Raw genomic sequence first — 15,603 nt, 5'->3', positions numbered from 1 at the left:
AAAAAAAAGATATACTTTTGTTGCACTAACGCAGTACATGAAAGACAAGGAGTGTACCGATGAAGAAGCCGACGATTGAAGATGTTGCCCAGAAGGCAGGAGTGTCTAAAAGCACTGTCTCGCAATTTCTGAACAAACGATATAAATATATGAGCGACCAGACCAGAGACCGGATTGCCGAGGTTATTCAAGAGCTGAACTATCAGCCTAACGGGCTGGCCCGCAGCTTGAAGCAAAACCGGACGTTTATGGTGGGGGTCATTGTAGCCAACATTGACTATACCCTTTCGATCCAGTCTATCCGTGCGATTGAGGAGGAATTGCAGCGTTTTGGCATTCAGGTGATCATTTGCAACGCCGATGAAAATCCAGACAAGGAGAGCCAGTATATTGAGATGCTCAAGGCTCGGCAGGTGGACGGCCTGATCATCTTCCCGACAGGCAAGCATGCAGATATTTACAACCAACTCATTCGTGAAAAGTATCCGTTAGTGTTTTTGGACCGTTTGGTAGATGGGGTAAATACGCGCAGCCTGTTACTGGATAACGAAATGGCGATTAAGCTGGCGATTCAGGAACTTGTGGCTCATAAACATGAGCGAATTGCGCTGATTACTTTGCCCCTTGGCTTGAATCGGATTACTCCACGAGTGGAACGGCTCAGCGGATACAAAAAGGCGCTGGAGGAGCATGGCTTGCCATCTCGTGAAGAATATATGCACAGTGTGCCGAGAGAAGAAATCCAGCGGACGCTGAAGGAGCTGTTCCAACTGCCGGAGCCGCCGACTGCGCTGTTGGCCGGGAATGATATCGTGTTGGCTGAGGTGTTGAAGTATGTGAATGCCCGCCGTATACGTATTCCGGCAGAGCTGTCCATTATTGGGATTGACGATGCGGAGTTTGCCCATATTTACAATCCGCCGATTACGACCATTACACAACCGATTGCGGATATGGGGAAGCAGGCAGCAAAAACACTGCTGTCCAGCATTGAGGAAGGCGGCGAATCAGTCCCGATTATTTACCGATTTGTGCCGGATATCAATCGGGGAGAATCCGTCAAAACGCTGTAGACGAGCAATGTGTCATATATTATAAAAATAGCCCGTATTCCTTTGTACGATCTGAGTATGCGTATGCTGCTCAGATCGTACAAACGCGAATACGGGCTATTGGAAGTTAAGGCTGACTTTGGATTCGGCCTTGTTGAGCTTGCGCTTATAGCGGTGAAGGTTATGCGGGGAATAAACCCGGACTAATTTGTGCTGGCGCTGAGCAAAAAGGATTCCAGTTCGGCTCGCGTCGGATAGCCATCCATATCTCCGGCTGACATGACAGCCAGCGCACCAAGTGCATTCCCGCGCTTGACCGCTTCAGCCAGGGGTAAGCCCTCCAGCAGCGCACTAATCACACCTGCGGCAAAGCCGTCACCTGCGCCGACGGTATCTACGACATGCTCTACGCGGAAGCGTTTGACATATCCCTCCGCATCTGCGGATTTGTAATATGCGCCTTCGGTTCCCAGCTTGATGATGACCAGCGAGGTACCTCGGTCAAGATAGAAGGAAGCGATATCCTCCGGTGAGGTGTAGCCTGTCAATATTTTACCTTCATGAATGCCGGGTAGAAGCCAGTCACACCCCTCAGATGCCTCATTAATCGCCTCCACCATCGTTTGCGTGTCAGGCCATAATTTCGGTCTGAGGTTCGGATCAAAGGATACGGTTTTGCCAGCCTTTTTCATAAATTGCCGCGCATGACGTGCGAAATCACGGCACTCAGGGGAGAGGGCGACAGAAATACCTGTAAAATGCAGATGGCGAGCTCCGGAAAAATAAGCCTCGTTAAAATCAGCGATGCTTAATGTAGAAGCGGCGGAATGTTTTCGGAAATATTCCACCTCGGGGTCCCCACTTGTAACTTTGGATTTAATCAGCATTCCGGTAGAGTGGTCTTTGGTAAACATGACGTTCTGTGTGTCGATCCCTTCCTCACGTAGCGCACTGGCAATGAACTTGCCGAACGTATCCTCGCCGAGTTTGGTCACGAGTCCCGCCCGTAGACCCAAACGCGCCAAACCGGCTGAAACATTCGTCTCTGCCCCGGCCAACGCTTTGGTGAATGAACGCACCTCATCCAGAGAGCCTGCTTCATTGGCATAAAACATGGCCATCGGTTCTCCGAAGGTAACAGCATCCAATGTTGCGGTCATTTGTATTCCTCCTTATGTTTAGTAAACTTAATCTGTAAGCGCATGCACTAACTGAATAAATTGAAATTATCACATAAATCGGTTTTTCACAATGATGAAGTTGATATATTGGCTAAAAACTTTTTAGGTAATACAGATAAAAAAATGTGGTTTTGTTTATCAAAAGGTAAAAAGCGTGTAAAACTTCGTATGTACTAAGGGTTTTTCTAGGAATAGTGAAGTTTTGGGTTGACACCCTCTTAGATAATTATTACAATTCTAGCTAAGAAGTAGAGTTAGAAACCGCTTTTATAACAATTCCGTTGATAAAAAAGTTTATCTAAACAGGAGGAATGTTTTTATGGAAATGCGTTATTCAACTCATCCCGAACATGCCAAGCATTTTACGACTGAAGAGTTGCGTCAGCACTATTTGATCCAGGAACTGTTTGTACCTGAGGAGGTAAAGCTGGTCTATACGCATGAAGATCGTGTCATTATCGGGGGCATTTATCCCGTGAATAAATCTGTTGCACTGGAAGGTAACGATCAAATCAAAGCGGAAACTTTCCTGGAGCGCCGCGAACTGGGCATTTTTAATGTCGGCGGCAGCGGTACGGTCAAGGTGGACGGTGAAACTTACGAGCTGGCCACAAAAGACTGTCTCTATGTAGGCAGAGGGGGCAAGGAGTTGATCTTTGAAAGCGATTCCAGTGAAAAGCCTGCGAAATTTTATATCGTTTCGGCCCTGGCTCATACCACGTATCCGACGACGAAGCAGTCTTTTGCCGATGTACCGTCTGAAAGTCTGGGTTCGCAGGAAACAGCTAACAACCGTACGTTGCGTCGCTTTATCCATGATGAAGGCATTCAAAGTTGCCAATTGGTTATGGGGATGACGACGTTGGAGAACGGCAGTGTGTGGAACTCCATGCCGACACATGTTCATGACCGTCGGATGGAAGTGTATTTCTACTTTGAACTGGATGAGAATGCGAGAATGTTCCACCTGATGGGTGAACCGAACGAAACGCGCCATCTGGTGATGAAAAATGATGAAGCCGTTATTTCTCCACCTTGGTCTATCCACTGCGGTGCGGCTACGGGCAGCTATACCTTCATTTGGGGCATGGCCGGTGAAAATAAAACATATAAAGACATGGATCAGGTTGCCATGAGCGAGTTGCGTTAATCCAATCAGTGTATTGGAGCGTGAACCTGCAAGTGGCTGAGGGTACATGGTCATCCCATTCGTGGAAAGGATCAGGAACATGACGAAAAAGAAAGTTTTGGAACATATCACTTCAGTAGGTGTCGTCGCAGTCATTCGGGGAAACACGGCGGAGGAAGCATATCTAATGTCTAAAGCCTGCATTGAAGGCGGCTTGGATAATATTGAGCTTACATTTACGACGCCGGATGCGGATCAGGTCATTCGAAGATTGAGAGACGAATTTAAGGATCGGGCAGTGATTGGTGCAGGAACGGTACTGGAGTCACTGACGGCAAGAATTGCTATTCTAGCCGGAGCAGAGTTTGTCGTGAGTCCTTCTTTTGAAGAAGAAACAGCGAAGATATGCAATTTGTACGCGATTCCTTATATGCCCGGCTGTATGACGCTGAATGAGATTAAGGAAGCCATGAAATTGGGTAGCGATGTCGTGAAGTTGTTCCCAGGCAGTGCGATGGGGGCGGACTTTGTTAAGGCTGTCAGAGGTCCAATGCCTCATGTACAGATTATGCCAACTGGTGGCGTTGATCTGGACAATATGGAAACCTGGCTGCGTAACGGATGTGTAGCCGTGGGAATTGGGGGTAATTTGACGGCTCCAGCCAAGGAAGGTCGCTACGACTTGATCACAGAAAATGCAGCACGTTATGTAGCTAAATATAAGGAAGTACGCGCAGCGCTATAGGCTTCAGGAATTATAGGTTTTTATACTAATTTGTGATGGAGGCGTAGGCATGGGTCTGGACAATTTTTCATTGGATTTTTTCAGTCTAAAAGGTAAAACGGCGATTGTAACAGGAGGCAACACTGGTTTGGGTCAAGGATATTCCGTAGCTTTGGCCAAAGCAGGTGCAAATCTGTTCATTGTAGCTAACAATGATGAATATGAAGAAACAAGACGTTTGCTGGAGCCAACGGGTGTGAAGGTTGCCTTTTATCAGGCTGATCTGACAGAGAAAGAATCCATTAAGAAAATTGTAGAAGAATGCGTCAATGAATTCGGTAAAATTGATATCCTTGTAAACAATGCAGGTACGATTCGTCGCGCCCCTCTGCTGGAGTATAAAGATGAGGATTGGGACGCTGTTATGGAGATTAACCTGAATGCCGTATATCACCTGAGCCAGGAAGTGGCAAAGGTGATGGTAGAGCAAAAAAGCGGGAAGATTATCAATGTCGCTTCTATGCTTGCTTTTCAGGGTGGCAAGTTCGTTCCGCCGTATACAGCGAGCAAGCATGCGGTAGCTGGTTTGACCAAGGCATTTGCGAATGAGCTGGCGGTTCATAACGTTCAGATTAATGCGATTGCGCCGGGTTATATTGCTACGGCAAATACAGCTCCAATCCGTGCGGATGAAAGTCGCAATCAAGAAATCTTGTCGCGTATTCCTGCGGGTCGTTGGGGCGATCCGTCTGATTTGATGGGAGTTGTGGTTTTCCTCGCTAGTCAGGGTTCCGACTACATGAACGGTCATATCTTGGCGGTGGACGGCGGCTGGCTGGTACGTTAAGCAGCGCTGGTCGCATCGAAGTTTATGAACTGAAAGCTGCCTCAAAAGGAAACTATCCTTTCAGGCAGCTTTTATTTTTTAATGAAGCTATATGCTGAACTTGAAGACTTGGAGCGCTGTTTCGATCCGTCCTATGCATATGGCACGAATGCCTTTATAATTTAATGAGATAAAAATTGCTAGGCTCCAGCCGTACACTTGGTTGGAGCCTTTGAGCATAACACAGATAGATAGGAGAATGGAGAGATGAGTTCACAGCAACACCAACGAGCTTTGGTATACAAATCTTTGTGGCATGCCGGTCCTTGGGTGCTTGCCATAGGGATCATTCTGGTAGGTGCCAATCTGCGCGCCTCGATTACCTCGGTAGGACCTCTTATCGGTTTGATTAAGGATTCTTTGCATATTTCGAATACACTGAGTGGCCTATTAACGACATTGCCGTTGCTGGCTTTTGCCCTGTTGTCGCCTTTTGTAGCCAAACTGTCGCGCCGCTTCGGGTCATCTCTTATTATTTTTGCAGCCTTGCTGCTGTTGACCGCAGGTATTGTGGTGCGCTCAACGCTGGGGGTGACCGCATTATTTGTCGGGACTGCCATGCTGGGACTGGCTATAGCCGTGTGTAATGTGTTGCTGCCCAGTCTGATCAAAGAGGAGTTTCCTCGCAACAGCGGACTGATGACCGGCGTATACTCAGTATCCATGAATGTGGTTGCTGCAACAGCATCCGGGCTGAGCATACCGCTGGCTCTGAACGGAGGTATGGGCTGGCGCGGTGCTTTGGGAATATGGGCAATTGTGGGTGTCGTAGGTATTTTACTCTGGGTGCCCCAACTCCTTAAGGCCCGCAAAACAGCCAATAAAGCGGCAGTGTCTGCCCGAACTGTGAATGTGTATACATCGTCTTTGGCTTGGAAGGTGACGCTGTTTATGGGGCTGCAATCTGCCCTGTTCTATGTTCCTGCCGCTTGGTTTCCCGAAATGATGAGCGGACAGGGGATGGATTCAGAGACTGCGGGATGGATGCTGTCCGTGCTGCAGTTTTCACAAATGCCATTTACTTTTATTGTGCCTATTTGGGCAGCGCGGGTGAAGGATCAGCGGATATTGGTTCTGATTATGGCTGCGCTGTATTTTATCGGTCTGGGTGGATTTCTGCTTGGGGCTACACAGTGGAGTGTGATTTGGGTCATTTGTATCGGTATAGCGGGTGGTTTTGCTTTCCCGTTAGTGATGATGTTCTTTAATTTGCGGACGCGGACACCGCAGCAGGCAGCAGAGCTGTCTGGTATGGCACAATCCTTTGGTTATTTGCTAGCAGCAACAGGACCGACGCTGTTCGGTTATCTGCATGATGCGACGCAAGGCTGGACAATCCCGCTGCTGCTGCTCTTGTGTCTGAGTGTGTTGCTTATGTTTATAGGGCTAGGTGCAGCTAAGAAACGATATATCGGAGGCGAGGTGGATGATCAGGCTACAATTTGATGCAGATGGCTACAGTGTGGTCTGTAATGCAGATCGTGTTATGTTGTTGGCTAAAGAATTTGCGCTGTTGCGCTTTCTGTATGATAACCGGAATCAGGTGTTCACCCGGGAACAACTGCTGGATCGTGTGTGGCCGCTGGAGTATCCGGTGGAGCGTACGGTGGATGATCATATCTACAGATTGCGCAAAAAACTGAAGTCATGGGATGGGCTCCGTATTCATACGGTTAGAGGGTATGGCTACAGCTTGACCTTGACTGACGTGCAGCCACAGAATCATCCGTCCTTGCTCGATCAGGAGGTGCAGGACGCCGTACATGGACTTTTCCGGAAATACCAGCTGTTGGGGCAGGGAAATTCCATCGTAGCGCTGGCTGCCCAGCAGGAGCAGATGGGTTTTCAAATGTCCGCCTTTTATCAAATGTATACCCGTTTTGTACAGGCGGATGTGTCCTGGTTCTTGAAGCGGGAGGATTTTGCCCCTGTAGACCGATTGTATTGGATATTGCTGCTATTTACGGGCACAGCAGGGGTAACGGATGAGGGGATTGCTCTATGTGAGTGTGCGCTTTCCAGCAGGCTGCTGTCCAGTGAACAGGAACGGGAATTACGCATTCTCAACATCTTGGAGGCTTATGTGGAAAATGGAGAACCTGAACGCGCACAGGAAGGTCTACCACTAACCTTGAGGGTAATGGAACGGGATAATCTCGATAAATTTGTGATGCCTGTTGCACTGATGGAGATGTACATGCATCTGGTTTCCGATCATATGGAAAAGGCTGCCGAACTGTCTAATCGTCTGGAAGGCATGCTGTCGGAGGCTCCGTATTTACGCGAACTGGGCCGTTATCGCATGATGCGCGGACTTATGCTTTTGCGTACTGGAGATGTGAACAACGCCGAGCGGCTTATGGATGAAGGGCTGGATACCCTTGATATGGCTAAACAGGAATTGCTAAAAATCAAAGCGGTCTGCCAAATCCGCGGTTTTTTGAAGCTCTGTGGCACCTATCCCACGCTGGAAGAGAAATATGCGGCTCAATATGATCGGCTTGACCGGGACAACAGTTTAACACTGCATCGTCAGGCGCTAAGGCACTGGTTGGAGCAAACACTTTCTGTGGTCTGATGTTTTTAGCTGTCTGATTTTCCTCTGATATAGACCCGCTAGAATGTTCTTATAGCTAAAAGAAGCTGAAAATGAGAGCAGGGTGAGTAGATAATGAAGGAAAAGAAAGAACTGCAATCCACGCCTAGCATTTGGCGCAATGGCCGTTTTCGGCGGATGTTTGCGGCGCACACGGCTGCCTCCTTTGGCGATTGGTTTGATGCTATCGCCATTCAGGTGCTTGTTGCCTATCGCTGGGAAGCCGACCCTATGATGATTGCGCTGATTCCGGTAGTGATGGCCCTACCGGGTCTGCTGCTGGGTTCCATCGCGGGCACGTTAGCCGACCGGGTACACAAGGCCCGGCTGATGATCGTCTGCGATGCAGCTATCGCCTTATTGACGCTGGCGATCCTCGCCGTCCCGGGCCCGGCGTGGCTGCTGCCTTTGCTCGGTCTGCGCGCGGCGGCTGGCGTATTCCAAATGCCTTCACAGCAAGGCTTAACCCGCGCGGTAGTCGCCAGCGACGACCTGTTTCGGGCGACCTCGCTGAATGGGTTGGTCAATCAGGCCTCCAAAGTGGCAGGGCCATTACTGGGCGCTATGACCTTGACTGTGTTGTCCCCTCAGGCATGCATTATTCTCAATGCATTGCTGCGTCTCTGTTCCGGCCTGTTGCTGTGGCCGCTGCGCGGAGTCGGTCCGGCGCTGGTCAGCACAGACCAACAAGCTGTTGCAGCCGGGCAGCAAGGAAAGTCGGCTGCGCATACAGCGCCTGAGGCTGATGAAGACAAAATGCAGGAGGAGCATGTCCGCGCATCTCGTTTTTTCAACCAATGGCGTGAGGGCTGGGCGTTCTTATGGCGCAGTCGAATGCTTTTGCATACGCTCATATTCGGACTTTTCGGTTTGATAGCCATTCTCATGATCGACTACCAGTTCCCTACATTGCTGCGAGTGCTCGCTCCGGGTAATGAATCACTGCTTGGCTGGCTGGTTTCAGCCATTGGTGCTGGCGCCGTCGGCTGCATGCTTGTGCTTAATCGCTTGAATCGCATAAGCGCAGGCTGGGGGCTCGGTGGTGGATATGTGCTGGTTGGCGGAGCTATTGCTGCTTTAGGCTGGGCACAACCCGGAACAGGATTGCCCGGACTGCTTATGATCGGGGCCGTGCTGGGCGTGGGCAACGGCCTGTACATTATCACCCAGAATTATATATTACAAGCCAAAACCCCTGCTGATATGGTGGGGCGCGTCTTTGGTATCCAAAGTACCGTGATTGGAGCAATCATGGTCGTTTGCCCGCTTGCAGGGGGAGTATTAATCCGAATAGCAGGGGCGGGAACGGCTTTTGTCTGGATCGGGATGACTGTTGGAATCTTGGGTTTGGCAGGCCTGCTGCTTCAATCCGTAATTTGGCGCGAGTCCCTCGCTGATTCTAGCCTGACTACGGAGCAAAATGCAGACCTTGCGTAGTCAAACTTGCGCAATAATTTGCTTTGATTTTCGTCATTTATATTATTAGCATGGGAGAGATCATAATGACTCAACAAACTTCAGCCTCAGAGCCTGTGGCACGGTTACTTGAAGGATCACGGGTGTACTTGCGTCCCGTTAACGTAGAGGACACCGAGCTATACTATAATACATTGTTCCATCAGGATGTGCGGAGGCTGACAGGCACACAACGCAGCTTTACCAAGGATCAAATTGCCCGTTATATTGAAGCTAAAGGACAGGACACCTCAAGCCTGTTGCTGTTGATTGCGCTTATCGAAGATGATCGTGTCATTGGGGATATAGCCCTGCAGGATATGGACAGCCTAAACCGCAGTGCCAACATCCGTATTGCGATCAATGAGCAGGGAAATCAGGGGAAAGGCTACGGCACCGAAGCGCTTGTACTCATGCTGGGTTACGGATTCGGTATCTGTAATCTGCATCGGATTGAGCTGAATGTATTTGATTTTAATGAACGCGCCATTCGTTGCTATGAAAAAGTAGGCTTTCAGCGCGAAGGTATGCAGCGGGATGCTTTATTCTACAATTATGAATACCATGATTCGATTCTGATGAGTATGCTGGACCACGAATACCGCGACCGCTATGTGAAAAAAGCAGAAAATTGATTCAACACGTTTACACGGGTTTGCAGAAGAGATATAATTAAAAGATAAAATTGCTCGTTTGCGCAAGTATGACCGACAACATTAAAAGAATATATGAATTTACCGGAGGAGCCTGTCACCAAGGCTCCTTTATGTCTTTTTTAGGGGAACCTGTGCTGTATTTCGGGTTTCCCTTTTTATTTTGCGAGCCGTTTGTTTCAGGTCAGACACATATTTTGCACGTTTGTTTAGCATTTTATGATTATCAGTATCTTCAATATTGTGGGTTATGCGCAAATGAGTTCAAGGATTAAATAAAAAGGAGGTTATCAGCCTATGCAATTTATACTATATCTTCTGCTGATTCTACTGTTCACAAAAGTCGCGGGTCATTTGTCCGTCAAGCTCGGTCAACCAGCGGTGTTGGGAAAGCTGATCGCAGGAATTGTCCTGGGCCCAGCCGTATTGGGATGGGTTCAGAATGATTCGCTGATTCATGATATGTCTGAAATCGGCGTGCTGCTGCTGATGTTCATTGCTGGACTGGAGACGGATCTGGATCAACTTCGACGTAACTGGAAGCCTGCGGTAGCTGTGGCGGTTGGAGGTATTATTTTACCGTTAATTTGCGGTTTTGGTGTAGGGGAAGCCTTTGGATTCTCGGTGCATGAAGGCTGGTTTCTAGGAATTATTCTAAGTGCTACCTCGGTAAGCATTACGGTACAGGTACTCAAGGATATGAATAAGCTGAATACCCGGGAAGGCTCAACCATTTTGGGTGCGGCAGTGCTGGATGATGTGCTTGTCGTGGTGCTGCTAGCGGTAGTAATGAGTATATTCGGTATGGGTGGAGAAACTTCGCTGGGACTTCTTGTTGGCAAAAAGCTAGTTTTCTTCGTCGTAGCTATTCTGGGGGGCTGGTTCGTTGTTCCATGGATTATGAAAATACTTGCTCCGCTCAAGGTGACTGAAGCGGTCATCACGACTGCGTTGATTATTTGCTTTGGATTTGCGTATTTTGCGGATATGTTGGGGATGGCAGGGATTATCGGAGCCTTTGCGGCCGGGATTGCCATTGCACAAACCAGCTTTAAGCACGTCGTAGAAGAAAAGGTGGAACCCATCGCTTATTCCATTTTTGTTCCTGTATTTTTTGTCAGCATCGGATTAAATGTTTCCTTTGAGGGAGTAGGGCAGCAGCTCGGATTTGTTGTTGTTTTGACACTGATTGCGCTGGTGACAAAGCTAATCGGGGGAGGACTCGGGGCGAGGCTGACGGGCTTCGATAACCGTTCTGCCCTTGCGATCGGCTCCGGGATGATATCTCGCGGCGAGGTTGCACTTATTATCGCAGCTACCGGTCTACAGTCGGGTCTGTTGGCACAGCAATATTTTACATCGGTGATCATTGCCATCATTCTGACGACTTTGGCTTCGCCTCCGATCCTCAAGCTGTGTTTTAGCGATAAGAGGGAGACTTCCGCTCACGATACAGAAAAGAAGGTCAGCACGGACAAGTCATAACGAGAGTATCAACAGGTCATAACAAAAAGACCCTTCGGGTTCAATTTCTCATAGCGTGCAGCATGAGAGAATGGGCGAAGGGTCTTTTTTATGCTAAATGTGCTGCGAGAATACAGTAATTAGGACTCAGATACGACAGTGAAACGTTGGTTCAGATGTTGTGGTTTTTCGATTTCGTCCACTACGGCAACCGCATAATCTTCGTAGCTGACATAGCTTGCACCTTTGGAATTAACCAACAGTGTGTCTTTTCCCACTTGGTAAGAGCCTGTGCGTTTACCCAGAGCAAATTCCGCAGAAGGACTAATGAAAGTCCAGTTCAGGTCGCTGGTACCACGCAAAATTTCCAGGTTTTTTCCTTGGTTATTTGCTGTTGGATATACGAAATCAGGGAAGCCGGGAGCATCTTTTACCAAAAGTGTTTGGGATTCGTCAGTGAACAAGCTGCCTGCACCACCTACGACAATCAGGCGAGTACCGGATACATTACGCAGGCCTTCAATTAGTACGTTACCTGCATCGACATGCAGATGCTCTTGTCCGAGTGGAGCGGCAAATGCATTAACGACTACGTCAAAGCCTTTCAGATCATCTGTTTTCAGATCAAAAACGTCTTTTTGTACTACAGTAGCACGACTTTCTGTTACTTTAGCCGAGTCACGGACGATGGCGGTTACTTCATGCCCTCTGTCTAATGCTTCTTTTACGATATTACTTCCTGCTTTACCGGTTGCACCAATAACTGCAATTTTCATAATAGATAGCCTCCTATAGATATGATGTGGATGATGGATGATTCATTCGTTTGATCGTAAGTGTACCCAGTGCATTTACAAACTTTAATATGTAACTATTATAGTTACAATACAAAATAAAAGTCAAGCTCTTCTGTTGGGCAAACTAAAGTCCTCCGATTGGAAAGAGAGGAACTCGTTTAAATATATAAGGTGAAACTGAATGAGCAAACTTAAGCCTATTGGATATATGTAGACCACAGAATAAGAAGGGAAGAGTGAACCGATATGAGTAAAAAAGTACAGCTTGAACCCGCAGCACAGAAATTTGCAGACGATAATGCCAAACCTCCGTTTCTATATGATTTGGGTCCTGAAAAAGGACGTGAAACGGTCAATGAGGTTCAATCCGGTCCAGCAGACAAACCTGCCGCAGATGTAGAAGATCTAACTATTCCAGGTGGGCCTGGCGGTGAGGTAAAGGTCAGAATTGTTCGTCCACAACAAGTGACAAGTGATCTGCCGGTCATTGTATATATTCACGGAGCAGGTTGGGTATTCGGTAATGCCCACACGCATGATCGTCTGATTCGTGAATTGGCAGTCGGCTCACAGGCAGCCGTTGTATTCCCGGAATACAGCTTGTCACCTGAAGCTAAATATCCGACGGCGATTGAGGAAATTTACGCGGTTGTTCAATGGGTGGCGCAACATGGGCGCGAGCATGGACTGAAGCCCGATACGCTGACGATAGCCGGAGACAGTGTCGGCGGTAACATGACCGCGGCCGTAACGTTGCTGGCCAAAGAACGCAGTGGTCCTGCCATCCGGCAGCAGTTGTTATTTTATCCGGTGACGGACGCTTCCTTTGACACGGAATCCTACCAGGAGTTCGCCACAGGATATTTCCTGAGCCGCGAAGGAATGCAATGGTTTTGGGATCAATATACGACAGATCCCAATGAACGAGCGCAGATTACGGCGTCCCCGTTACGTGCCACCACAGAACAGCTCAATGGGCTACCGCGTGCGCTGGTCATTACTGGCGAGGCAGATGTGCTGCGCGATGAAGGTGAGGCCTATGCGAACAAGCTGCGTGAAGCAGGGGTAGAGGTAACCGCTGCACGCTTTCAGGGCATCATCCACGACTTTGTGATGCTGAACCCATTGTCGGAAACCGCGGCCAAGCGCGGTGCGATCACGCTCGCTACCTCATGGCTGCGCCAAGGATTTGAGGGCTAGTACACTATAGAGCATTTTAAGGGTGCCGTCGTGTGATTTGATCCAGTTCCTTTGAACGATTAGGCTGTCTTCTTCCTGCTGACATCTATTGCAGGGAAGGCAGCCTTTATACATATCTGCAATGAAACCGCTTCACGTTCGTCGAACAGAGTGATAATATAAAATTTGAACGAGTTTGACCGACATTCAGCCTAAGGGGGATATCCATGCCATTTCAGGGACAACGCATTTTACCTGCAGCTAAGCATATGAAGCAGCTGGAGGGTATTTTGGACAGTTCTTATGAGTATGCTGTTTTTCTGGATACGCATGTAGCGCAGCTGCGCAACCTGTACCAGATGGCTAGGAGTCGCAGCAAGCAAATGCTCCTGCATGCCGACCTGGTGCAAGGCTTGAAGAATGACGAGTATGCGGCTGAATATTTGTGTCAGGAAATTAAGCCATTTGGGATCATTTCGACCCGGTCCGGGGTGATCGCAACCGCTAAAAAGAAGGGGATTCTTGCTGTACAGCGGGTGTTCCTACTCGATACAATTGCGCTAGAAAAAAGCTACGCGCTGGTGGAAAAAACACGACCTGATTATATTGAGGTACTGCCTGGTGTTGTCCCACCGATGATTAAGGAAGTCAGCGAACGCACGGGCATTCCTATTTTGGCGGGCGGACTTATTCGCACCCCTGAGGATGTGGAAGCGGCGTTGGCTGCGGGAGCTACAGCAGTTACGACCTCCAATAAACAACTGTTCGAGCATTATAAGCAATAGCCTTTACTTGAATCAAGTGGGCAACAATACATAAATATGCAAGGAGGCTGGAAAACGATGGAGCAATACATCCTTGCCTTGGATCAGGGCACAACCAGTTCGCGGGCCATCTTGTTTGATCGGCAGGGAAAAGTGGTATACAAGGCACAACGGGAGTTCCCACAGTATTTTCCCCAGCCGGGGTGGGTAGAGCAAAACGCAAATGAAATATGGAGCTCTATTTTGGCCGTCATCGCCTCCTGCTTGTCGGAATCAGGTGTGAAAGCCAGCCAAATTGCCGGGATTGGTATTACGAATCAACGGGAAACCGTAGTGGTGTGGGATAAACATACGGGTCTGCCTGTATATCATGCACTGGTATGGCAGTCACGGCAAACAGCCGGGATCTGCGAGGAATTGAAAAGCCGTGGATTTGATCATATTTTTCATAGCAAAACGGGACTACTCATTGATCCCTACTTTTCTGGCACCAAGGTCAAATGGATACTCGACAACGTCGAAGGGGCACGAGCTCAAGCGGAGCGCGGGGATTTGCTGTTGGGTACGATTGATACCTGGCTAATCTGGAGATTGTCCGGTGGTAAAGCACATGTAACGGACTACTCCAATGCGGCCCGCACACTCATGTACAACATTTATGAGCTAAAATGGGATGAGGAGCTGCTGGATATTCTCGGCGTTCCTGCGTCTATGCTACCAGAGGTGAAATCATCTTCTGAGATATATGCGCATACGGTGGATTATCACTTTTTTGGACAGGAAATTCCTATTGCCGGAGCGGCGGGCGATCAGCAAGCAGCTCTGTTCGGTCAGGGATGCTTTGACAAGGGCATGATTAAAAATACTTACGGTACGGGATGCTTTATGCTGATGAATACCGGAGATGAACCCTGTGACTCGGAACATGGACTGATTACGACCATTGCATGGGGGCTGAATGGTCAGGTGAAGTATGCACTGGAGGGCAGCATTTTTGTAGCCGGATCTGCTATCCAGTGGCTACGTGATGGGTTGCGTATGTTTCGCGAAGCCAAAGATAGTGAAGCGTATGCGGCGCGTGTGACCTCGACGGAAGGGGTATATTTTGTCCCAGCCTTTGTGGGTCTGGGCAGCCCGTATTGGGACAGTGACGTGCGCGGCGCGACATTTGGTTTGACGCGGGGAACGACCAAGGAGCACTTTATACGAGCGGTACTGGAATCGCTGGCCTACCAGACTAAGGATGTCCTAACTGCCATGGCTAGCGATTCGGGTGTACCTGTGCGTTCAATGCGTGTAGATGGAGGTGCAGTGATGAACGAGTTCCTGATGCAGTTCCAGAGCGATATTCTCGATCTGCCTGTAGAACGACCTGCTGTGAACGAGACAACTGCACTCGGTGCGGCGTATTTAGCGGGACTGGCAGTTGGGTTTTGGAGCAGTCTGGATGAAGTCCGGGGATATGCGCAAAGTGATCATACCTTTACTCCGTCCATGAGTGAGGACGTGCGGACTGGGCTTTATGGTGGCTGGAAAAAGGCAGTTCATGCCGCAATGGCATTCAAGTAGAGACGGTATTGCATAGAAGGCAGCCATCTGGCAACAGGCAGAATTCCCTTTTCATAGCGTATCGTGTGTGCTACGATATAGATAAGTTAATACTCGTCAGGAGACTTGGAGAGACCATGAACCGCTCGGCATCCGCCGCAGCGATGTTCGTGGT

15 protein-coding genes are annotated in these 15,603 nt (G+C 48.8%); 13 read left to right on the top strand and 2 right to left on the bottom strand.

Going from position 1 to position 15,603, the window contains the following annotated elements:
• Positions 1-59 precede the first annotated feature (59 nt).
• Entirely contained in the window at positions 60-1,073 is a 1,014-nt protein-coding gene (locus tag ACWGXJ_RS23785) for a LacI family DNA-binding transcriptional regulator (protein WP_452567713.1), read from the top strand.
• 9 nt (positions 1,074-1,082) lie between these two features.
• Entirely contained in the window at positions 1,083-1,259 is a 177-nt protein-coding gene (locus tag ACWGXJ_RS23780; protein ID WP_155765236.1) for a hypothetical protein, read from the top strand.
• Here ACWGXJ_RS23780 and ACWGXJ_RS23775 read toward each other — a convergent pair.
• Positions 1,256-2,212, bottom strand: a complete 957-nt coding sequence (locus ACWGXJ_RS23775; RefSeq protein ID WP_134904688.1) for a sugar kinase — start codon at positions 2,210-2,212, stop codon at positions 1,256-1,258. The two genes, ACWGXJ_RS23780 and ACWGXJ_RS23775, sit on opposite strands and share 4 nt — an antisense overlap.
• A gap of 340 nt (positions 2,213-2,552) precedes the next feature.
• Between ACWGXJ_RS23775 and kduI the strand changes: the two genes are divergently transcribed.
• The 8 genes from kduI to ACWGXJ_RS23735 all read left to right on the top strand — a co-directional run bounded on the left by kduI (position 2,553) and on the right by ACWGXJ_RS23735 (position 11,161).
• Positions 2,553-3,383: a 5-dehydro-4-deoxy-D-glucuronate isomerase gene (gene kduI, locus ACWGXJ_RS23770; RefSeq protein ID WP_061831956.1), complete on the top strand. Its 831-nt coding sequence runs from the start codon at positions 2,553-2,555 to the stop codon at positions 3,381-3,383.
• Positions 3,384-3,462: 79 nt separating this feature from the next.
• Positions 3,463-4,107, top strand: coding sequence for a bifunctional 2-keto-4-hydroxyglutarate aldolase/2-keto-3-deoxy-6-phosphogluconate aldolase (locus tag ACWGXJ_RS23765; protein ID WP_452567712.1), 645 nt, complete (start codon positions 3,463-3,465; stop codon positions 4,105-4,107).
• A gap of 49 nt (positions 4,108-4,156) precedes the next feature.
• On the top strand, positions 4,157-4,933 hold the full coding sequence (kduD, locus tag ACWGXJ_RS23760; RefSeq protein ID WP_061831955.1) for a 2-dehydro-3-deoxy-D-gluconate 5-dehydrogenase KduD: 777 nt from the start codon (positions 4,157-4,159) through the stop codon (positions 4,931-4,933).
• 246 nt (positions 4,934-5,179) lie between these two features.
• Positions 5,180-6,418, top strand: coding sequence for a CynX/NimT family MFS transporter (locus ACWGXJ_RS23755; RefSeq protein WP_336076640.1), 1,239 nt, complete (start codon positions 5,180-5,182; stop codon positions 6,416-6,418).
• Positions 6,399-7,550, top strand: coding sequence for a winged helix-turn-helix domain-containing protein (locus tag ACWGXJ_RS23750; RefSeq protein ID WP_452567711.1), 1,152 nt, complete (start codon positions 6,399-6,401; stop codon positions 7,548-7,550). The genes ACWGXJ_RS23755 and ACWGXJ_RS23750 overlap by 20 nt, the downstream gene beginning before the upstream one ends.
• A 93-nt stretch (positions 7,551-7,643) precedes the next feature.
• Complete coding sequence (locus ACWGXJ_RS23745; protein ID WP_452567710.1) at positions 7,644-9,005, top strand: MFS transporter; 1,362 nt, start codon at positions 7,644-7,646, stop codon at positions 9,003-9,005.
• Positions 9,006-9,070: 65 nt separating this feature from the next.
• Positions 9,071-9,658, top strand: coding sequence for a GNAT family N-acetyltransferase (locus ACWGXJ_RS23740; RefSeq protein ID WP_452567709.1), 588 nt, complete (start codon positions 9,071-9,073; stop codon positions 9,656-9,658).
• A 315-nt stretch (positions 9,659-9,973) separates the two neighbouring features.
• The gene (locus ACWGXJ_RS23735) at positions 9,974-11,161 is read left to right on the top strand and encodes a cation:proton antiporter (protein WP_039271763.1); all 1,188 of its coding nucleotides are present in this window, start codon (positions 9,974-9,976) and stop codon (positions 11,159-11,161) included.
• A gap of 119 nt (positions 11,162-11,280) precedes the next feature.
• Here the strand turns inward: ACWGXJ_RS23735 and ACWGXJ_RS23730 are convergent, their stop codons facing one another.
• Positions 11,281-11,916 carry an NAD(P)-dependent oxidoreductase gene (locus ACWGXJ_RS23730; RefSeq protein ID WP_039271761.1) on the bottom strand — a complete coding sequence of 212 codons (636 nt, stop codon included), beginning with the start codon at positions 11,914-11,916 and terminating at the stop codon, positions 11,281-11,283.
• A 267-nt stretch (positions 11,917-12,183) separates the two neighbouring features.
• On the opposite strand from ACWGXJ_RS23730, the gene ACWGXJ_RS23725 reads away from it, so the two are divergent.
• From ACWGXJ_RS23725 to glpK, 3 genes are all read left to right on the top strand, one after another.
• Positions 12,184-13,137, top strand: coding sequence for an alpha/beta hydrolase (locus tag ACWGXJ_RS23725; protein WP_452567708.1), 954 nt, complete (start codon positions 12,184-12,186; stop codon positions 13,135-13,137).
• Between the two features lie 206 nt (positions 13,138-13,343).
• Positions 13,344-13,901: a glycerol-3-phosphate responsive antiterminator gene (locus ACWGXJ_RS23720; RefSeq protein WP_023990856.1), complete on the top strand. Its 558-nt coding sequence runs from the start codon at positions 13,344-13,346 to the stop codon at positions 13,899-13,901.
• A gap of 57 nt (positions 13,902-13,958) precedes the next feature.
• Positions 13,959-15,449 (top strand): glycerol kinase GlpK, encoded by a 1,491-nt coding sequence (gene glpK, locus ACWGXJ_RS23715; RefSeq protein WP_165177952.1) that lies wholly within the window; start codon positions 13,959-13,961, stop codon positions 15,447-15,449.
• Positions 15,450-15,603 lie beyond the last annotated feature (154 nt).

Source organism: Paenibacillus sp. S33, from assembly GCF_053615415.1.
The sequence above is the reverse complement of the archived record's forward strand: the minus strand, read 5'-3'. Positions and strand labels throughout refer to the sequence as shown.